The sequence below is a fragment of the Labrys sp. KB_33_2 genome (assembly GCF_052114505.1).
Lineage (GTDB): Bacteria > Pseudomonadota > Alphaproteobacteria > Rhizobiales > Labraceae > Labrys.
On record NZ_JBFREW010000014.1, the window covers coordinates 54,164 to 73,311 of the forward strand.

At 64.0% G+C, this 19,148-nt stretch carries 18 protein-coding genes; 12 read left to right on the forward strand and 6 right to left on the reverse strand.

Annotated elements, in window-relative coordinates:
- Positions 1–200: 200 nt before the first annotated feature.
- Positions 201–635: a c-type cytochrome gene (locus tag AB4037_RS23805; protein WP_434958166.1), complete on the reverse strand. Its 435-nt coding sequence runs from the start codon at positions 633–635 to the stop codon at positions 201–203.
- A 345-nt stretch (positions 636–980) separates the two neighbouring features.
- Between AB4037_RS23805 and AB4037_RS23810 the strand changes: the two genes are divergently transcribed.
- The 12 genes from AB4037_RS23810 (at position 981) to AB4037_RS23865 (ending at position 13,514) form a co-directional block, all read left to right on the forward strand.
- Positions 981–1,862 (forward strand): AraC family transcriptional regulator, encoded by an 882-nt coding sequence (locus AB4037_RS23810; RefSeq protein WP_441773195.1) that lies wholly within the window; start codon positions 981–983, stop codon positions 1,860–1,862.
- 54 nt (positions 1,863–1,916) lie between these two features.
- Complete coding sequence (locus AB4037_RS23815; RefSeq protein ID WP_441773196.1) at positions 1,917–3,005, forward strand: alcohol dehydrogenase catalytic domain-containing protein; 1,089 nt, start codon at positions 1,917–1,919, stop codon at positions 3,003–3,005.
- Positions 3,006–3,383: 378 nt separating this feature from the next.
- Entirely contained in the window at positions 3,384–3,971 is a 588-nt protein-coding gene (locus tag AB4037_RS23820) for an ACP phosphodiesterase (RefSeq protein ID WP_434958169.1), read from the forward strand.
- Between the two features lie 88 nt (positions 3,972–4,059).
- Entirely contained in the window at positions 4,060–4,566 is a 507-nt protein-coding gene (locus tag AB4037_RS23825) for an invasion associated locus B family protein (protein WP_434958170.1), read from the forward strand.
- A 256-nt stretch (positions 4,567–4,822) separates the two neighbouring features.
- Positions 4,823–6,313, forward strand: coding sequence for a L,D-transpeptidase family protein (locus AB4037_RS23830; protein WP_441773197.1), 1,491 nt, complete (start codon positions 4,823–4,825; stop codon positions 6,311–6,313).
- 143 nt (positions 6,314–6,456) lie between these two features.
- Complete coding sequence (locus AB4037_RS23835; protein WP_441773198.1) at positions 6,457–7,080, forward strand: PadR family transcriptional regulator; 624 nt, start codon at positions 6,457–6,459, stop codon at positions 7,078–7,080.
- Positions 7,081–7,212: 132 nt separating this feature from the next.
- Positions 7,213–8,652 carry an FAD-dependent oxidoreductase gene (locus AB4037_RS23840; RefSeq protein WP_441773199.1) on the forward strand — a complete coding sequence of 480 codons (1,440 nt, stop codon included), beginning with the start codon at positions 7,213–7,215 and terminating at the stop codon, positions 8,650–8,652.
- A 23-nt stretch (positions 8,653–8,675) separates the two neighbouring features.
- Positions 8,676–9,488: a class I SAM-dependent methyltransferase gene (locus tag AB4037_RS23845; RefSeq protein WP_441773200.1), complete on the forward strand. Its 813-nt coding sequence runs from the start codon at positions 8,676–8,678 to the stop codon at positions 9,486–9,488.
- Positions 9,489–9,650: 162 nt separating this feature from the next.
- Complete coding sequence (locus AB4037_RS23850) at positions 9,651–10,565, forward strand: class I SAM-dependent methyltransferase (RefSeq protein ID WP_441773201.1); 915 nt, start codon at positions 9,651–9,653, stop codon at positions 10,563–10,565.
- Positions 10,566–10,662: 97 nt separating this feature from the next.
- Positions 10,663–11,517: a TrmH family RNA methyltransferase gene (locus AB4037_RS23855; protein ID WP_441773202.1), complete on the forward strand. Its 855-nt coding sequence runs from the start codon at positions 10,663–10,665 to the stop codon at positions 11,515–11,517.
- A gap of 10 nt (positions 11,518–11,527) precedes the next feature.
- On the forward strand, positions 11,528–12,517 hold the full coding sequence (locus tag AB4037_RS23860; protein ID WP_441773203.1) for an Lnb N-terminal periplasmic domain-containing protein: 990 nt from the start codon (positions 11,528–11,530) through the stop codon (positions 12,515–12,517).
- A 133-nt stretch (positions 12,518–12,650) separates the two neighbouring features.
- Entirely contained in the window at positions 12,651–13,514 is an 864-nt protein-coding gene (locus tag AB4037_RS23865; RefSeq protein WP_441773204.1) for a hypothetical protein, read from the forward strand.
- A gap of 12 nt (positions 13,515–13,526) precedes the next feature.
- Here AB4037_RS23865 and AB4037_RS23870 read toward each other — a convergent pair whose 3' ends face one another.
- The 5 genes from AB4037_RS23870 to AB4037_RS23890 form a co-directional block, all read right to left on the reverse strand.
- Positions 13,527–14,198 carry a class I SAM-dependent methyltransferase gene (locus AB4037_RS23870; RefSeq protein WP_441773205.1) on the reverse strand — a complete coding sequence of 224 codons (672 nt, stop codon included), beginning with the start codon at positions 14,196–14,198 and terminating at the stop codon, positions 13,527–13,529.
- Positions 14,195–15,817, reverse strand: coding sequence for a Mur ligase family protein (locus tag AB4037_RS23875; protein WP_441773206.1), 1,623 nt, complete (start codon positions 15,815–15,817; stop codon positions 14,195–14,197). The genes AB4037_RS23870 and AB4037_RS23875 overlap by 4 nt, the downstream gene beginning before the upstream one ends.
- Complete coding sequence (locus tag AB4037_RS23880; protein ID WP_441773207.1) at positions 15,817–16,611, reverse strand: alpha/beta fold hydrolase; 795 nt, start codon at positions 16,609–16,611, stop codon at positions 15,817–15,819. The genes AB4037_RS23875 and AB4037_RS23880 overlap by 1 nt, the downstream gene beginning before the upstream one ends.
- Complete coding sequence (locus AB4037_RS23885; protein WP_441773208.1) at positions 16,605–17,438, reverse strand: M15 family metallopeptidase; 834 nt, start codon at positions 17,436–17,438, stop codon at positions 16,605–16,607. The genes AB4037_RS23880 and AB4037_RS23885 overlap by 7 nt, the downstream gene beginning before the upstream one ends.
- Before the next feature lie 133 nt (positions 17,439–17,571).
- On the reverse strand, positions 17,572–18,903 hold the full coding sequence (locus AB4037_RS23890; RefSeq protein WP_441773209.1) for an 8-oxoguanine deaminase: 1,332 nt from the start codon (positions 18,901–18,903) through the stop codon (positions 17,572–17,574).
- Between the last annotated feature and the right edge of the window lie 245 nt (positions 18,904–19,148).

A 19,148-nucleotide genomic window follows, 5' to 3' on the forward strand; every position in this document is an offset into this window, starting at 1 on the left:
CAAAGACGCGCCAGAGCAAAGAGCTAGAGCAAATAAGCGTTCAAGCCTGAACGCGCTTTGCTCCAGATGTCCCAGGGTCATTTTGGCGACCCCGGACAATGCGGTCACACAGCCTCAAAACGACATTACCGGGACGAGCCCGGCAATGTCACTTCGAGATCAATTTCCGGTGAAGCATCCCGGCAAGGCGCAAGCCTGCCTCAATTCTTCTTGATGCGATAGGTGCCGTGGCAAGCGTTGCAATTGGCGGCAACCGTGCCGAAAGCCTTGGCGAAGCTGGCCTGGTCTGCCGCAGCGAAAGCTGCCGTAGCGTCCGTACCGAGCTTGGCGGCGGCGGTCTTGAAGCCGGCCTGGTCTTCCCAGATCTTCGGTGCGGCCGTGGTCGGATCGGTGCCGCCGGTCTTGCTGTCCTCGGGGAAGAGCGTGGGCAGCTTGGCCGAGTCGTCGACATAAACCTGCAGCAACGCCTTGACCTTGGCAGCGTCGAACGGCGTCTCGCCCTTGGCGACCCCTGCCAGTTCCTTGGTGTTCTTGGCCATGGTCTTCATCAAGGCCTGACGATCTTCGATCGGGCCGGCAAAAGCCGTGGCGACGCCGGCGGCAACCAGAGCAGCGGCGATAACGAAACGTTTCATACAGTTCTCCCTCACATGGGCAAAACGACGCGGTGGCGAATAGCACCTCGTTTTTGTTCCAATCGCAAGTGGGTAGCTTGGAATTATTTCAAATCATCCGGCGTTTTTGCGCTTGACCTTTGCGGATGTCATGGCCGCGTCACGCTACATCGTGGGACCCGACGGCAGGACGCATGGCCCGAGCCGCTCGACACTTGGCCGGCCCCATCGATCAAAAAAGTATCGGCGTCCACGTCGATGGCTGGTAGCTGGCGCCGCTGCCTTGCAGTAGGGTTTTCAGGGCAGGACACTCCTTGACAAGAAAATGACAATGTCCGGCAGCCTGAGACATGGGAGGCAAGGGCGATGGAGCCACAGCTTGAACTGGTTCAGATTCATAGCGGCGAATCCTTCATCGTCTGGGCGCATGGCTATCCCTTCCGCACGGTCCGCTGGCATTTTCATCCCGAATACGAAATTCACCTGATCACCGACACGACCGGGCATTGTTTCGTCGGTGACTTCATCGGCGACTTCGTGCCCGGCAATCTGGTGATGACGGGCCCCAACCTGCCGCACAACTGGATCAGTGACGTGGCCGAGGGCACCACCATCCCGCGCCGCTGCATCGTGCTGCAATTCACCCAGACCTTCATCGAATCCTGCATCGGCGTGTTCCCCGAGCTCGAACCGGTCGCCGCCCTGCTCGACGAGAGCCGGCGCGGTCTACTGTTCCGGCCCGAGACCGGAGAAACCGCCCGCAGGATCATGACCGCACTCCTCAACGCCCAGGGTGCCGAGCGTATCGCTTTGTTCGTGCAGCTCCTCGGCCTGCTCACTGCCGACAGAGGCCGCAAGAATCTCACCAGCGCGAGCTATCTGCCCGATCCCTCGGCCTATATGTCGGGCGGAATGAACCGGGCGCTCGCCTATGTCGGCGAACATCTCGAGGGCAATATGAGCGAGGGCGCCATCGCCGCCATTGCCGGCATGACCCCCGGTGGCTTCTCGCGCGCCTTCAAGCGCCACACCGGCATGACCTTCGTGCACTACGTCAACCGCATGCGCATCAACCTGGCCTGCCAGCTCCTGATGAGCGAGAAGAGCCCGGTCACGGACATCTGCTTTCGCATCGGCTTCAACAATCTGTCGAATTTCAACCGGCACTTCGCCTTGCAGAAGGGCATGTCACCGAGCCGCTTCCGCGCTTTGTTCAACGAGAACCGGATCTCGAATTTCGCGGCCTGACGCCGCCGCCGAACCATTCAAAAACACGATCGATGCCCAGCACAGAGGAACGCCATGCCTGCCAGTAATTCGAGAATGACGGCCATCGTCTGCCACGGCCCCGAGGACTATCGCGTCGAGGACGTCGGGCGGCCGGTGGCGGGGCAGAACGAGCTGGTCGTGAAGATCGGCGCCTGCGGCATCTGCGCCAGCGACTGCAAATGCTGGTCGGGCGCGGCCATGTTCTGGGGCGGCAAGAACCCCTATGTGAAGCCACCCGTCATCCCCGGCCATGAATTCTTCGGTTATGTCGAGGAATTGGGGCCGGGCGCGGCCGAGCATTTCGGCGTGAAGGCCGGCGACATGGTGATCGCCGAGCAGATCGTGCCCTGCGATCGCTGCCGCTATTGCCGCTCGGGCAGCTACTGGATGTGCGAGGTGCACAACATCTTCGGCTTCCAGCGCGAGGTCGCCGATGGCGGCATGAGCGAATATATGAAGTTCCCGACCACGGCCCGCGTGCACAAGATCCCGGCGGAGATGCCGCTGGCCGATGCCGCGGTGATCGAGCCCCTGTCCTGCGCCATCCATACGGTGCAGCGCGGCGACATCCAGCTTGCCGACGTGGTGGTGATCGCCGGCGCCGGCCCGCTCGGCCTGCTGATGACACAGGTTGCCCGGCTGAAGACACCCAGGAAGCTGGTGGTCGTCGACCTGATGGAAGACCGTCTGGAACTCGCCAGGGGCTTCGGAGCCGATGTCACCATCAATCCCAAGACTGATGATGCCGACGAAGTCGTGCGTTCCCTTACCGACGGCTATGGCTGCGACGTCTATATCGAGACGACAGGCCATCCCAGCGGCGTGACCCAGGGCCTGCAGATCATCCGAAAGCTCGGGCGCTTCGTCGAATTCTCGGTCTTCGGCAAGGAAACCTCCGCGGATTGGTCGATCATCGGCGACCGCAAGGAACTCGACATCCGCGGCGCCCATCTTGGACCCTATTGCTATCCGATCGCCATCGACCTCTTGACGCGCGGGCTGGTGACTTCGAAGGGCATCGTCACCCACCAATATGACCTGGCCGACTGGGACGAGGCGCTCAAGCTCGCCAACTCGACCGACTCGATCAAGGTGTTGCTGACGCCTGGGTATCGCAAATAAGCCTCAGGCGGCCATGCGGCTCACTGAAAGAGAAAAAACTTCGAATTGTCATAGCCGGGCTTGACCCGGCTATCCAGAAGCCGCCCGCACGACCGGGATCGAGGCTGGATTGCCGGGTCGAGCCCGGCAATGACAACGGGCGTGGAAGCCCAATGACGCTCAAGTGAACTGTATCCTCCCCAGGCGACGCTCTCTCCGGCTCGAGCGGCGCCCGACCTTCCGCCCGGCAGGTCAAAGCATCGGCAGGGATCGTCCCCTCGGCTTCTCTCCCAAGCAGAGGGGTCGGACTCTGCCCGAGGGCCGGCGCGTCTTGCGTCCCAGCGCGCCGGCCCTCATATCTTGCGGAAACGGGCGCCTGTCTCGCCCCGCCGGATCCGCATGAACTATCTCGCCCATCTCCTGCTCTCGCCGCCCGATGCGGCGTTCCGGATCGGCAATCTCCTGCCCGACCTGCTGCGGCTGCCGCAACTCGAACTGTTCGAGGGCCGCTATCGCGAGGGCATCGAGCTGCATCGGCGCATCGACGCCTTCACCGATGCCCATCCTCTTACGCAGCATAGCCGGCAACGCCTCTGGCCCACCTTTCGGCGCTTTTCCGGCGTGATCGTGGATGTCGTCTATGATCATTGCCTGATCCAGCGCTGGGAGCTTTATCACGGGCAGCCTTTGCCGGTGTTCCTGGCCGAGGTGCGGGCCTCCCTGCCCGCCCTGCGCGAGGATCTGCCGGACAGGGCCTACAGGCGCATCGACTCCCTCACCCAGTGGCTCGGCGACTACGAGACCATGGCAGGTGTCAGCACCGCCATGACCGAACTCGGCAAGCGTCTGCGCCGACCGGTGGAATTCGTCGGACTCCAGGCCATCCTGGAACAGCAGCAACAAGGATTTCTCGACGATTTCGACGCCTTCTTCCCCGATCTCGTCACCATGACCCAAGCCAGCATGAACGGCGCCGCTCAAAAGTAATGCAATTGTAATGATACCTTAGCTTCTCGTTAACACTTGCGCCCAAACATTGTCGTGCGGGGGCAAGAGATGAGGAACTCATGCAAACATGACTCAACTATCGATTTTCGCACTGGTCATTTTCGTTCTTTCGACCACGGGTGTACTTGCGGCATCACCAAAATCTTTGGGTGTATTCGGCAAATGGAGCACTTGGGCCTATACTGACAACTCTGGGAATCATTGTTTCATCTATTCGAGTCCGGTCAGCAAAGAGCCCGCTTCGCTCAATCACGGCGATGTCTCCTTCTTCATTCGCGCCGCCAGGCAGACCGAGGCTCGCAGCGAGGCCAGCCTGCAGACCGGCTATGCCCTTGCCGGTAATGCCGACATCCTGGTCAGCGTGGGAGCACAGCCCTTCCATATGATTTCGTCCGGCAATGGCGCCTGGCTGCGCCGAACGGGCACGCGGGAGACCGAATTCCTGGCCGCACTGAAGCAGGAGCGCACCATGACCGTGGACGCGGTCTCGGGCCGGGGCAACAAGACCCGTTATGTCTTTTCGCTCGACGGCGTGACCAAGGCGATGGCCCGCTTGCGCCAGGCCTGCCCCTGACGGGGCGAGGACCGGCATCATGCCGCCGGCTCGACGCTCCGATTGATGGACCTCTCGTCATTGCGAGCGCAGCGAAGCAATCCAAGCTTATGGCGCAGGAAAAACTGGATTGCTTCGCCATGCCAACCCTACGGATTGGCAGAGCTTGCAATGACGATTATCGTTAATGGCCACGGGAGGTCCCGTAAGGAAAGATTCACTATCCTCGCGATAGTCTGGGGACCTGTAAGTGTCCCAGTTGCGTTTGAGTGATTTCATGACCTCCTCCTGGCTTTCCTATTCGTTTCAGAACCGGGAGACTTCGTCCCGCCGCCCTTCTTCACGAGCGGGATGGTCCGGCGCGCCCCTGCGCCGCCTGGTCGCCATTCGGCGCCTGGGCGCCCTGACCTCCGCCCTCGTCGTCGCTTTCACCATCCCGGCTTTCGCCAACGAGGAACCCAACTACTCCCCGCGTACCTATGAGCTGACCTTGCGGGCCATCTCCGCCTATGAGGAGATCGCCGACAATGGTGGCTGGCAGGCTCTACCGCCAACTGCCGCAGGCATGAAAATCGGCGCCAAGGGCAAATTCGCCAAGGCGCTGCGCGACCGGCTCACCGCCACCCGCGACCTCGATCCCTCCCTGCCTCCCAGCAGCGAGTTCGACCAGGCCACGCAGGACGCGCTCAAGCGCTTCCAGGCCCGGCACGGCCTGAGCGAGACCGGCTCGGTCGGCCGCCTCACCATGCTGGCGCTCAACGTGCCGGTGGAGCAGCGGCTGCGCGAACTCGATGCCTCCGCCAACCGCCTGGCCGCCTTGAAATTCAAGTTCGGCGAGCGCTACATCGTCTCCAACATCCCCGCCGCCGCCCTGGAGGCGGTCGACAATGGCGTGGTGGCACGCACCTATACCACCGTGGTCGGCCGTCCCGATCGCGCCTCGCCGACCCTGCAGACCAGAGTCATCGCCGTCAACATCCTGCCTTATTGGAATGCGCCGCAGTCGATCTTCAAGGCCGACATCATGCCCAAGCTCCAGAAGGATCCGGGCTATCTGAAGGCCAACCATCTCAAGCTCTATCGCGGCCGCCAGGAGATCGACCCCACCACCGTGGACTGGAGCAAGGCGCGCGCCTCCGATTTCCTCGCCAAGCAGGATCCCGGCGTGTGGAACTCGCTCGGCTTCCTGCGTATCGACATGCCCAACTCCGATGCCGTCTACATGCATGACACGTCCCATCGCGAACTCTTCCGCAACGATGTGCGCTTCCAGTCTTCGGGTTGCATCCGCGTCGCCGGTGCGCAGGACCTCGCCGCCTGGATCATGGAAGGCTCGGACTGGAGCGGCCAGGCGATCCAGGACCAGATCGATTCCGGCGAGCCCAAGACCATCAAGCCAGCCAAGCCGATTCCCGTGGCCTGGGTCTACCTGACCGGCTGGGGCGGCCCCGACGGCAGCGTGCAGTTCCGTCCGGACGTCTACAATTTCGACACGCCGGCCGATCAGCTCGTCGCCAAGGACGCCAGCGCCCAGCCCGTCCCGGTGGACCGGACCGGCTCGGTGCCCGTTGCGCCGCCGAAAGCGGCCAAGCCTGCAACGCCGAAGCCCACCGCGGCCAAGCCCATTTCCGCACCCAAGCCTGCCGTCCCGGCCAAGCCGCTCGTCGTCAAGCCTGTGAGTGTGAAGCCCGCGACCGTGAAGTCGCCCGCCACCAAGACAGTGACGGTCAAGACCATTCCCGTCTCGGTCAGCCTGCCGGCGAACTGATCGCCCTTCAGTACCCGGTCCGCCCTTTCGCCTGACGCCCCGGTCCCCAAGGCCGGGGCGTTGTGCGTTTCAGGGTGAGTCGCTTGAAATGTTCATATAGTCATAATTTGACTAGTTGTGTCTAATCTAGTAATAATATGACTATGGCAAATTTCAAACGCTCCCCACTTGCCCTCGCCGTGCTCGCGCTGCTGATCGAGGCACCCATGCATCCCTACCGCATGCAGCAATTGCTGAAATCGCGCGGCAAGGAGGAGGTCATTAACATCCGCCAGCGCGGCTCACTCTATCAGACCATCGAACGGCTCGAACGCGAGGGCCTGATCGCCCCGGGCAGCGTCGAGAAGAGCGAGGGACGGCCGGAACGGACCGTCTATGAGGCAACCCCGCTTGGACGGACAGTTGCCGTCGATTGGCTGCGCACGATGCTGGCGGAACCTCACAACGAGTTTCCGGAATTTCCCGTCGCCATGTCCTTCCTCCCGCTGCTTTCGCCGGAGGAAGTCATGCCGCTGCTCGAAACGAGATTGACGGCCTTGCGCAGGCGCGAATTCGGGCTCGCCGCGGAGCTGGAGAATTATCTCACCATGCTGCCGCGCGTGGTGCTGCTGGAGAGTCAGTACATGCTGGCCATCGTGAGCGCGGAGCGAAACTGGATCGAAGGCGTCATCGCCGATCTTCGCTCGGGCCGGCTCGCCTGGTCGATCGAGGAACTCAAGACAATCGCCGCCCAGTTCGAGGGTGAACAGCCGCCCCGCACCGGATAAGTCCGCGCCCCCGCGCTCCACCCGCAATCCCAAGGAAGACCGCGACCGGCCTCGTTCGAGGCGGATGTCGCACGCCCTTCATCCATCGTCAGCCACCCGCCGGGAAACACCGTGCGCGGGAGAGGAGGAACCATGTCCAATGCCCCCGAAAAGCAAAATCTGAGCGTGATCGTCATCGGCGCCGGCACCGGCGGCCTGTGCCTTGCCCATGGGCTCAGGCGGGCCGGCATCACGGTGAACGTGTTCGAGCGCGACCGCACTCGCAAGGACGGGCTGCAGGGCTTCCGGGTCGGCATCGATCCCGATGGCTGCCGCGCGCTCGACGCCAATCTGCCGCCGGCGCTGTACGAGACCTTTCTGGCGACCTGCGCCATCTCCCCGCACTGGTTCAACATGCTCAGCGAGCGCTATGGGGAATTGTTGAGCCTGAAGCCTAGCCCGCCGAGGGATCCGCGCCATGGCGAGCGCTCCGTCAGCCGCATGACGCTGCGCCAGGTCCTGCTGACGGGGCTGGAGGACGTCACCCATTTCGACAAGGTGTTTTCCCGTTACGAGCAGCGGACCGACGGCCAGGTCGAGGCCTTCTTCGAGGATGGTTCGAGCGCGGTGGCCGACGTGCTGGTTGCAGCCGACGGCTCCAACTCGCGCATCCGCAGGCAATATCTGCCACAGGCCGAGATGGACGACACGCTGATCCGCTCGATTGGCGGAAAGGTGCCGGCCACACCCGAGACCCTGGCGCTGCTCACCCAGAAGATCCATCGCGGCGTGACGCTCATCATGGCCCCCAGGGGTTTTGGTGGCATCCTCCATGTCATGGAGTTTCCCTGGGACAAGGCAGGTGCCCCCAAGCAGGGCATCGGCACGACGGATGCCGATCTGATCGCCCAATGGCCCGGCCTGCGCTTCGACAACAGCCGCGACTATATCAGCTGGGGCATCTGGGCGGCCGCCGACAAGTTTCCCCAGGATCTGCGCACGATGAATGGGGAAACCCTGCTGGCGCTGAGCCAGAGCCTCACGGCCAAATGGCATCCGAACTGGCGCCGGCTGCTGGCTGCCTCGGAGCCGAATTCGGTGTTTCCGGTAGTCATCCGCACTTCCGTGCCGGTCGAACCTTGGGCGCCGTCCAATGTCACCTTGCTGGGCGATGCCATCCACACCATGACGCCCGGGCGTGGTGTCGGTGCCAACACGGCGCTGCGCGATGCCGCCTTGCTGACCCGCCATCTCAAGGTGGTGCAGGAAGGAAGCGCGGGGCTGGTGGAGGCGATCGGAGCCTATGAGGCCCAGATGCGGCAATACAGCAATGAAGCAGTCGAGCGATCGCGCCAGCAGATGGATGGGCGCACGGCAATCCACAAGCCGGTGATCGGACGTGCCTTGCTGGCCTGCCAGCGCACCGCCATGCGCCTCGTCAACGTCACGCCGCCACTCAAGCGCAAGATGCTGCACTCGCTGGAAGCCCTCCGCGGCGGCGAGCGCGAGGCGGATGGGGTGGTCCAGCGCGCGCAATGCCGCTCGGTCGAAAACGCGCAAGAGCAAGCCATTCATGCTAAGCTGGCGGGCTAGCGAACCGCTGGCGGGTGATGGCCATGTTGGAAACGGACAAGCTGTTCACCGGCTCGATTCCGGAAAACTACGACCGCTACATGGTGCCGTTGATTTTCGAGCCGTTCGCCACCGACCTGGCCCGACGGGCCGCCTCCCTGTCGCCCATTTCAGTCCTGGAAATCGCCGCGGGCACCGGGGTGGTCACCCGCATGCTGGCGCCGAAACTGCCTCCCGACGCCAGCTATGTCGTCACCGACCTCAACCAGCCGATGCTCGACTATGCCGCCTCGCGGCAAACGCCCGACAGTCGCATCACCTGGCGCCAGGCCGATGCTCTGGCGCTGCCGTTCGACGATGCGGCCTTCGATCTCGTTTGTTGCCAATTCGGCGCGATGTTCTTCCCCGACCGGCCGGCCGCCTACCGCCAGGCTCGGCGTGTCCTCAAACCCGGAGGACATTTCCTGTTCAACGTCTGGGACCGGATCGAGGAGAACATCTTTGCCGATGAGGTGACGAAGGCGCTGGCGGAGATTTTCCCGGACGATCCGCCGCGCTTTCTGGCGCGCACGCCGCACGGCTATCACGATACCGGACTGATCCGAAGCGAGCTGGAGGGCGCAGGCTTTTCCCGCGTGCTGATCGAGACGAGAGCCGAGCAAAGCCGTGCATCCTCGCCGCGCCTTCCCGCCGTTGCCTATTGCCAGGGAACCCTGCTCCGCACCGAAATCGAGGCCCGAGAAACTGGCAAACTGGACGCTGCAACCGATCACGCTGCATCAGCGATTGCCGGCAGGCATGGCCATGGCGAGGTTGCCGCCAAAATTCAGGCGCATGTCATCGTGGCAGCGGTCTAGAGCAAAGCGCGTTCAAGCATGAACGCTTATTTGCTCTAGCTCCCTGTTCCGGCGCGTCTTTGCAATCCTTGGTGATTCCACCAAATCGCAAAGACGCTTTAGGCACTGCAAACCGGCAACAACGGACTTGCCGCGCGCGACAAACTCCTGTTTGGTCCGCGCATGCCCGACCCACGAAATTCCACCACCCAAACCCTGCCGCAATTGCTGGTGACGCCCGGCTTCGTCGATTATCGCCTGGTCGATTGCGGCGAAGGCCGCAAGCTCGAACGCTTCGGCAAGCTCCTCGTCGACCGTCCCGAGCCGCAGGCCATGGGCCTGCGCCATAAGCCCGAGGCCTGGGACAAGGCCGATGCCGTCTTCCTGGGCATGAATGCCGAGGACGAAGGCTCGGACGGACGCTGGAAGTTCGCCGGCAGGCCGGTGGAAAACTTCCCCGTCTCCTATCGCGGAGTCGCCTTCCACGGCCGCTTCACGCCTTTCCGCCATCTCGGCTTCTTCCCCGAGCAGGCCCCGCATTGGGATTACATGATCGAGGCTCTCCAGGCGCTGAAGCGGCCTGCCCGGGTGCTCAATTTGTTCGGCTATACCGGCGTCGCCTCCCTGCTCGCGGCCAAGCATGGCGCGCAGGTCACCCATGTCGACGCCTCCAAGAAGTCGATCGGCTTCGCGCGCGAGAACCAGGCCTTGGCCGGCCTCGCCGATGCCCCGATCCGCTGGATCGTCGACGACGCCATGAAATTCACCGCGCGCGAGCAGCGCCGCGGTTCCCAATATGACATCGTGCTGCTCGACCCGCCCAAATATGGCCGCGGCCCCGGCGGCGAGGTCTGGGACCTCTTCCGCGACCTGCCCAAGATGCTCGACCTCTGCCGGGCCGTGCTCACCGACAAGCCGGCCTTCGTGATCGTCACCGCCTACGCCATCCGCGCCTCCTTCGTGGCGGTGCACGAACTCACCCGCGAGGTGTTCGGCGAGCTCGGCGGCGACATCACTTCCGGCGAGCTCGTGGTGTCGGAGGAAGGCTCGGGGCGCCTGCTTTCGACCTCGCTCTATTCGCGCTGGAGTGCCGCATGAGGCCGAAAGCTTCTACCAACCAGCGGCGGACTGTCATCCCCGGCGAGGCCGCAGGCCGAGGGAAGGGGATGACGGTCCCCCTCGAAAGGACGCTGGCATGAAGTCCCGCTTTCAACGCCCGCGCCCCGCAGCGACCGCCGCACCGGTCTCGCGCGTGGTGACCAGCCTGACCAACCCCCTGATCAAGGACATCCGCGCTCTCGATATGCGCAAGGTCCGCCAGGAGGCCGGCCTGTTCATCGCCGAAGGGCTGAAGCTGGTGGCCGACGCCATCGAGGCCGGCTGGCCGATCCGCATCCTGGTGCACCGCTCGGGGGAAGACAAGCCGATGCTGGCCCGCGCCGTGCGTGCCACCCGGCAGGCCGGCGGAGAGGTGCTGGAGGTCACCGGCGAGATCCTGGAAAAGCTATCACGCCGCGACAACCCGCAGACGGTGATCGGCGTATTCGAACAACGCCTGGAGAAGATCGACAGCGTCAAGATCGCGCGCGACCGGATCTGGATCGGACTCGACCGGGTCCGCGATCCCGGCAATCTCGGCACCATCATCCGCACCGCCGATGCGGTCGGCGCCGAGGGCATCATATTGATCGGCGACACCACCGACCCCTTCGGCATCGAGGCCGTCAGGGCCACCATGGGCTCGATCTTCAATGTCCGCCTCGCGAGCGCGACGCCGCAGGCCTTCCTCGCCTGGCGCAAGGGTTTCGACGGCCTCGTGGTCGGCACGCATCTGTCCGGCACGCATGATTATCGCGAGGTCGACTATGCCGGCCATCCCTGCCTCCTGCTGATGGGCAATGAGCAGCAGGGCCTGCCCGACGATCTTGCCGCGGTCTGCAGCCACCTCGTCAAGATCCCGATGCGCGGCCAGGCAGATTCCCTCAACCTGGCCGTAGCCACCGGCGTGATGCTGTTCGAGATCGCGCGGGGGCAGTTGAAGCTGGGATGAGATATCATCGATGATCGCCAGGCTGCTCAGCCGCCTCCTGCTGGTGCTGGCGGCCATGCTCGCCGCACTCTGGGGCACGTTGGCGCTATGGTATCGCCTGCCACTCGGGGAGTTTGGCCGCTACGCCCTCCCCGCTCTATGGATCGTCCTTGCGTTCCTTGCCCTGGCCGCCGTGATCGCCGCGCGCTGGCGGCTGACCTTGCCCTTCGTCGCCGCCCTTGCCGCCCTGCTGATCTGGTGGTCCACCATCCAGCCGACCGGCAAGGGCGATTGGGCGCCCGACGTGGCCCGCCAGTTCACCGCTGCCGTGGAGGGCTCCACCGCCCGGCTCAGCGATGTGCGCGATTTCGACTGGCGCTCCGATAGCGACTTCACCGAGCGCTGGGAGGGCCGCAGCTACGACCTCGACACCATTACCGGCGTCGACCTGTTCGCCTCCTATTGGGCAGGCCCCGCCATCGCCCATACCATGCTCAGCTTCGGCTTTTCCGACGGGCGCCACCTCGTCTTCTCGGTGGAGGTCAGGCGCAAACAGGGCGAGGTCTACTCGGCGGTCTCCGGCTTCTTCAAGCAGGACGAACTCGTGGTCATCGCGGCCGACGAGCGCGATGTCATCCGCGTGCGTTCCAATGTCAGGGGCGAGGACGTCCAGCTCTTCCGGCTGCGCACCAGCCCGCCCCAGGCCAAGGAACTGTTCCTCTATCTGATCTCGGAGGCCAACGATCTTGCGGCCAGGCCGCGCTTCTACAACACAGCGACCACCAACTGCACCACGGTGCCGTTCCACCTCGCCCAGAAACTCGATCCCGATTTGCCGGTGGACTGGCGCGTGCTCGTCAGTGGCTATCTGCCCGACTACCTCTACGACATCGGCGCGCTGAGCCATCAGGTGCCGCTCACCGAGTTACGCCAGCGCGGTCAAATCGATACGCGCGCCAAGGCCGCCGGCGAAAGCCCCGACTTCTCTGCCCTCGTCCGGGTCGGCGTGCCCGGGCCGTAGCGGCACCGCCAGGCTTCTCCGGCGCGTTCATTCCGGCAGGGGGCGATGACCCGGGGCATCGGAGAGAATATCGCAGTGCCATCCCGGCGTCGTATCCTGGCGGACCTGACCATGGCCGAATGGAAAGAGCAGCATGCCGACGGTGACGTCCCAGATTCTCGCCGACCAGATCAAAGCCATTTCCAATACCGCCATTCCGCCCAGCCTCGTCCCCTATGCCCCAATGTGGGCCATCGGTGTCGCGGGAGGACTCTACGATATCTATTTCGTCGAAACGCTGGGCGGCCCGCGCACGATCGCCTTGATGAAGCTATGCTTCCGCTTCTCTTCCGAAGGCAAGGAAGGCTGGTCGGACAAGCAGGAGGCGATTGCCTTTGCCACGCGATGGCAGGCCGAAATCCAGAAGAAATACAATACCAAATCCCTGGCCACGACGCCGAGCGGCCGCATCGTGGGGCTCGAATTCCATTTCCGTTCGAGCCTCTCCAACCCGGCTCCGGGCGATCACTGGCTGATCGATGTGGTCAAGGTTCCCAAGGGCCGGTTCTATACCAGCAATGTCGAGCATGCCCATGACAACACCATCGGCCGGACGACGCTTTACAGCAACGACCTCTCGCCCGTTACCCGGCAAAAGGAAGGCCATTCCTACAAGCAACGACCTGCCATCCACGAATTCGCGCACATGATCGCCCTGCGGGACGAGTATGCGGATGAATGCGACGCCAATGGCTTGCGCCCCGACGGTTTCAAATGCAATGCGGTTCCTCGGGATCCCCGCTATATCAGGGACTACCCGTCCGTGGCCAATAGCGGCGAGCAGATACGCCCCCGTCACCTGGAGGCGATCAAGAACTGGACGAACGCGGTCACGCCCCTATCGCCGATCGAGAACAGCAGCTTTGCGGTCAAGGGAATCACGGAAGTCCTGGCCTTCCTGAAAGCCATGCCGCAGAACAACGCGCCCATGCAGGCCGCCCAGGCAAAGCTGCCATAATCGCCGGTAGCGCTATGCCTTCAGCGTCCAGACGCTGGTCTTCTTGATCTCGAGATCCTCGAGATCGCGCGAAACCGGCACCTGATAGGTTGCCAGCAGGTTGAGTTCGTCCCTGGGCAGATAGGTCCGGCCGGGATCGCCCACCAGGATGGTGGCGCCGCGTTCGCGCCAGCCCTTGAGCCAGGCCAGGACTTCGGCCGAGATCTCGCGGTCGTAGAAGATGTCACCCGCCAGGACGACGTCGACGGGCCGATCGAAGCGGCCGAGCACATTCTCGCCGCAGGGTTCGACCGCCACGCCGTTGAGATCGGCGTTGAGCCGGATGGCCTCGACAGCGAATTCGTCGATGTCCGCGGCAAGGGCCTGCGCCGCTCCGGCCTTCATCGCCGCGATAGCCACCAGGCCCGAGCCCGAGGCGAAGTCGAGCACGCGGTGGCCGGCCACGTGGTCGGGATGGTCGAGGATATAGCGCGCCAGGGCCTGGCCACCCGCCCAGGCGAAGGCCCAGAAGGGCGGCGGCAACCCCATCGCCCCCAGTTCTTCCTCGGTCTTCAGCCAGAGAGGCGTGACCTCGTCAGCGAGATAGAGGCTGATTTCCGGGGCATGCGGCACCGGCAGCGGGCGCGTATTGGCGGCGATGAAGGCGCTTCTGTCCCAGATCGTATCTCTGCGAGAGGATGTCACAGCCGCAACTGGCGCTCATAGAGATCGGGCAGGTCGTTTTCAAGCAGCACGACGTCTCCGGCCTTGAGATTGGTGCCCATCCAGGTCTGCGCGGCGGCAAAGCTGGCGCACGCCACCACCTGGCCGTCGGGCCTGGCCGCCTTGTAGGCATCGATGAGGTCGCGAATGCGATCGGGTGCCACGGCGAGCAGGATGTCGACTGTCTCGCCGGCCTTTGTACCGATCTTGCGGTGCTCTTCGGCATGGGCAGCGCCGAGTTCGACCATGCCCGGCGTCACCAGGATGCGCCGGCCCTCGCCCGAGACCAGCAAGGGCAGGATCTCCAGGGCCGAGGCGAAGCCCGCCGGATTGGAATTATAGGCATCGTCAACGATGACGATGCCGTCGGCCTGGCGTTTCACCTCGAGGCGATGGCTGATCTGCGGCGTCGAGCGCATGGCGATTTCGGCCGTCTCGGCGTCGATGTCCATGGCCAGCGCCGTGACGAAGGCAATCGCCATGTTGCTGCCGTGATGCAGGCCGTAGAGCGGGGCGGAGAGCTGGTAGTCCTTGCCGAGATAGGTCAGGGAAACCTTGAGCCCGTCCTTTTCCTGAGTGACGCTGTTGATGCGGGCCTCACTGTTACCGCCATTGCCGACCAGCACCATCGAGGCGCGATGCGCATCGGTGAAGTCGCGGGCATCCTTGAAGGCCAGCACGGCGTCGTTGATGATCGCCTTGCCATTGCGCGCGATCGCCGCTGCCGGCAGTTCGAACTTGGTCTTGGCCACGGTGTCGAGCGACTTGAAGCGTTCGTAATGGGCCGCACCAACAGCCGTCACCACCGCGATGTCGGGCGGGGCGAGACGGCAGAGGCGTTCGATCGAGCCCGGCCCATAGGCGCCCATCTCCACCACGAAATGGCGGTGATAAGGCTCCAGGCGTTCGCGCACGATGCGGGCAATGCCCATCGGCGTGTTGACCGAGCCGGGCGTGATCAGCGCCGAGCCGGCGCTTTCGAGCAGATGGCCGAGGATGTGCTTGGTCGAGGTCTTGCCGTAGGAACCGGTAACGCCGACGATCACCGGCGACAGGCGCTTGAGCTTGTCATGCGCTTCGTTCCAGAAGCTCTGCTGGATGCGATTCTCACCGGGCTGCAGGATCATCACCGCCGCGACTAGGGCGAAGGGGATCAGCTGGATCAGGAGCACGATCCAGACCGGCGCCACGCCAAAGCCAACCCCGACGAGGCCGATCACCAGGACGAGGGCGAAGGCGACGCGCAGGATGCGGGTGGCGCGCTGCGTCATCGCCAGCTTCTTCTTGCCCGTCTGGCGCGGGTCGCGCTCGCGGCGCGCCACCACCAGCAGGATCACCGCGATAAACAGAGCGAGCACCAGCACCGGCGAGGGGTAGAGCTTGGCCATCACCGACAGGAGGACGATGGCAAGGCTCGCCTTGGTATCGACAACCACGTTGTAGAAGAGCCAGTGCAGGAAGCGCCGGCCGTCATATTCCTCCTGCTGGAAGATATGCAGATAGGTCAGGAAACGCTTCCAGGCGAAGGGGATGAAGCCAATGAGGACCAAAGCCGCGGCGAGATGAGCCGAATTCAGCACGGGGGCCAATGTTTCCAGCATCAAGCCTCCAAGAGCTTCGCAACCGTATGGGCGATCTGGGGGCCGCCATCGGACAGAACGGTGTAATGATCGAGGCCAGGCAGGATGCTGACGCTGGCGCTCGGGATGAGCTGGCCCATGCGTTCGCTCATCTCCGGCGGAGCCTGGTCGTCGAGGGCACCACAGATGATGCGGACGGGAATGCGGATGGCCTTGATATCCTGGCTTTGGTCCTCGCCGATCACCTTGACGAAGATCGGGCGCATGGCGCCGGCACTGCGGTAATCGGCCGAGCCGAACTTGGCCTTGCGGGCCGACACGTCGACGCCGAGCTTTTCCAGGAGCTTGAGGGCCTTGAAGGCCCGCACGCGCAGGAAGATCTTCAGCCGGGTCATCAGGCTGCGGATAGGCTTGAGGCCATGCGAGCCGACCAGCACCATGCCGTCGAGGATATCCGGATGACGAGCCGCCAGGCGGAGGCCGACACGCCCGCCGAAGGAGTGTCCCACCCAGATGCGTTTGCCACGCGGCAGGGTTTCAAGCCATTCGGCGACGGCATCGGCGTAATCGGCCGTATCCCAGATACCGCCATGGCCTGTTTCAGGCGGTACCGGGCTCTGGCCGAAGCCGGGAAAGTCGATCAGCGTATGATGACCCGTCCGTTCCAGAGAGCCGGCCAGGGCCTGGAAGGCCCGATGATCCTGGCCCCAGCCGTGTGCCCAGATGACATGCGAGGTTCCGGCCTCGAGCGGCTTGCCCAGCGAGACGATGGCATGGGATGCGCCCTTAGCGGAGAAAGTCGATTGGATCAGCATAGTCCTTCCGGCAGGTCCGTGGTTCCATACCACGCGGCTTTGGGAGCGCCGGCCACGCCTTCATCCTGCAAGGTCAGGATATGGGCCTGCGTTCCGTAGTCGAAGTGCCAGAATTCGTACGCGTAGTTGGTAAAGCCCACGTTAACCATCGCATTGACCAGAATGCGGCGGTTGGTGAGGCGCGCATCGTCGGGAGCGATCTCGCCGCGCTGTAACAGGCGCTCATAGTGATCGGTGTAGGAGCGCTCGTGGCCCTCGTCGAAGGCCGCGCCGTGATCGAGCATGGCGCCACTGGCCGCATCCACCAGCACGACGTCGACGGAGCCCCCCGTGGAATGGATAGGCCAGGTTGTCTCGTCCTCGCGGTTGAAGCGGCGCGGATCGGAGACGAAGGTACGCACGATCGCCTCCTGCTCGGCGGCGGAAAGCTCGGGCCGCTCGGCCGCGACTTCCTGCTCGAAGAAGGTCCACAGGCCGGCCTGGGTCTCGATCGGCCTGTAGGCATCAACGACCTTGAGCCGCAGCCCGAGGCCGGAGACGGCTGCATCGGCCTCGCGTACCAGACGTGCCACGCTGGTGCGGGCCGCCACCGTCTTCACCGCGCCGGCGATCGGCATGAAATAGGGTGCGTTGCCGCCATCGGTGCGGGCATACCAGGCCTCGGTAAGCAGCCCCTCGGTCGCCATGTCGACCAACGGCTCGTGCCAGCGGGCATCCGCCCGGTCGAAGGGGATCCACCGATACTCGACGGGCGTGCCGTTCGGGTCGGGGCGGAGGCGAAGAGGGGCATGGAGATTGGGCATGGCCTGCGGATAGCAGAACGCCATGCCGAGGTCGAGGCAAGAAGCGCTGCGGCTGGGACCGCGGACGTCCCGTCCGCATTCTGGAAACGCGGAGGTTGCGGGATAGGAAGAGGCGGACGAGACGTCCGCGGTCCCAGCCGCAGCGTTTCCCGGAGACCTACAAAAACTTCGCCGCCACCCTGCCATGGGCTTCCCGCAGCGCGCCGAGATCAACGCCGACGGGCAGGCCGTCCTCGACGCGCCACCGGCCCGCCACCATCACGCGGTCGGCGCGATGGGCACCGCAATGGACCAAAGCCGCGATGGGGTGGTGGGCGCCGGAAAAACGCAGTTCATCGAGCGTATAGAGCGCGAGGTCTGCCTCCAGGCCGGCTCGGATCGCACCGATGTCGTCGCGGCCCAAGCAACGGGCCGAGCCTTCGCTGGCCCAGCGCAGACAATCGCGCCAGGAGACCGCCTCCGCGCCATGAGAGAGGCGGTTGATCATCAAGGCGTGGCGCACGCCTTCCATCAGGTTGGAGGAATCGTTAGAGGCCGAGCCGTCGACGCCGAGACCGACGGGCGCGCCAGCCTTTTCAAGCAGGCCGGTATGGCAGAAGCCGGAGGCGAGCACGGCGTTCGAGGTCGGGCAATGGCAGACGCCGACGCCATGGCGTCCCAGCGTGGTGCAGTCGTCGGCGCTGAAATGGATGCCGTGGGCGAGCCAGGTGCGCGGGCTCATCCAGCCCACTTCGTCCAGGAGCTCGATCGGCCGGCACTTGTAGGTGGCGAGGCAGAAATCATCCTCGTCATGGGTTTCGGCCAGATGGGTATGCAGGCGGCAGTCGAAACGTTCGGCCAGATCGGCCGTCTTGCGCATCAGGCTCTTGGTCACCGAAAAGGGCGAGCAGGGCGAGAAGGCGATGCGCGTCATCGCGCCCGGCCTGGTGTCGTGATAGGCACTCGCCACCCGTTCGCAATCGGCCAGGATGGTGTCCTCGTCCTGCACCACCGAATCAGGCGGCAGGCCGCCATCCTTCTGCGACAGGTTCATCGAGCCGCGCGACACCGTCATGCGGATGCCGAGTTTGCGGGCCTCCTCGACCTCAATGTCAACGGCGTTTTCCAGCCCCTTGGGGAAGACATAATGATGGTCGGCCGCCGTGGTGCAGCCGGACATCAGGAGCTCGACCAGTGCCAGGCGCACGGAGAGGCGGAAACTGTCTGGATCGAGGCGCGACCAGATCGGATAGAGCGTCTTCAGCCAGGGAAACAGCGGCTGGTCGCAGGCATCGGGATGGGCGCGGGTGAGTGTCTGGTAGAAGTGGTGGTGGGTATTGACCAGGCCAGGCAGCACGACATGCCGGGAAGCCTCGAACACCTTGTCGACGGGAGCGGTGGGTTCCCCCCCCGCCGGCACCAACTCGACGATGCGGCTGCCTTCGACGACGACGCCGCGCTCGGCGCCCTCGGCAAGAATGGCGAGCGGATCCTTGAGCCACAGGCGCATGACAGTTCCTCGGAAGCTGATTTTGGTTGCGCGCATAAGAACGCGGCCCAGCCTCGAGGCCAAGCGTCATTAAATTGGAAGATGTTTCGCAGGAAACCGGGGTACGGCCTTTCGATCGCCACCATAGGGGTAGCTGATCAACAGGCGAACTGGCTCAACCTTGGTCATTGCCGGGCTTGAACCGGCAATCCAGCAGGCGCCGTTGCGCTGGATGCCCGGGTCGAGCCCGGGCATGACAAGGATTG

Bases quoted from the DNA above. Each gene is read 5' to 3' on its own strand.
- AB4037_RS23820 (WP_434958169.1), top strand. From the start codon at position 3,384: ATGAACTATCTCGCCCATCTCCTGCTCTCGCCGCCCGATGCGGCGTTC.
- AB4037_RS23860 (WP_441773203.1), top strand. From the start codon at position 11,528: ATGATCGCCAGGCTGCTCAGCCGCCTCCTGCTGGTGCTGGCGGCCATG.
- AB4037_RS23865 (WP_441773204.1), top strand. From the start codon at position 12,651: ATGCCGACGGTGACGTCCCAGATTCTCGCCGACCAGATCAAAGCCATT.
- AB4037_RS23805 (WP_434958166.1), bottom strand. From the start codon at position 635: ATGAAACGTTTCGTTATCGCCGCTGCTCTGGTTGCCGCCGGCGTCGCC.
- AB4037_RS23810 (WP_441773195.1), top strand. From the start codon at position 981: ATGGAGCCACAGCTTGAACTGGTTCAGATTCATAGCGGCGAATCCTTC.
- AB4037_RS23890 (WP_441773209.1), bottom strand. From the start codon at position 18,903: ATGCGCCTGTGGCTCAAGGATCCGCTCGCCATTCTTGCCGAGGGCGCC.
- AB4037_RS23885 (WP_441773208.1), bottom strand. From the start codon at position 17,438: ATGGCGTTCTGCTATCCGCAGGCCATGCCCAATCTCCATGCCCCTCTT.
- AB4037_RS23880 (WP_441773207.1), bottom strand. From the start codon at position 16,611: ATGCTGATCCAATCGACTTTCTCCGCTAAGGGCGCATCCCATGCCATC.
- AB4037_RS23830 (WP_441773197.1), top strand. From the start codon at position 4,823: ATGACCTCCTCCTGGCTTTCCTATTCGTTTCAGAACCGGGAGACTTCG.
- AB4037_RS23815 (WP_441773196.1), top strand. From the start codon at position 1,917: ATGCCTGCCAGTAATTCGAGAATGACGGCCATCGTCTGCCACGGCCCC.
- AB4037_RS23845 (WP_441773200.1), top strand. From the start codon at position 8,676: ATGTTGGAAACGGACAAGCTGTTCACCGGCTCGATTCCGGAAAACTAC.
- AB4037_RS23875 (WP_441773206.1), bottom strand. From the start codon at position 15,817: ATGCTGGAAACATTGGCCCCCGTGCTGAATTCGGCTCATCTCGCCGCG.
- AB4037_RS23855 (WP_441773202.1), top strand. From the start codon at position 10,663: ATGAAGTCCCGCTTTCAACGCCCGCGCCCCGCAGCGACCGCCGCACCG.
- AB4037_RS23850 (WP_441773201.1), top strand. From the start codon at position 9,651: ATGCCCGACCCACGAAATTCCACCACCCAAACCCTGCCGCAATTGCTG.
- AB4037_RS23825 (WP_434958170.1), top strand. From the start codon at position 4,060: ATGACTCAACTATCGATTTTCGCACTGGTCATTTTCGTTCTTTCGACC.
- AB4037_RS23840 (WP_441773199.1), top strand. From the start codon at position 7,213: ATGTCCAATGCCCCCGAAAAGCAAAATCTGAGCGTGATCGTCATCGGC.
- AB4037_RS23835 (WP_441773198.1), top strand. From the start codon at position 6,457: ATGGCAAATTTCAAACGCTCCCCACTTGCCCTCGCCGTGCTCGCGCTG.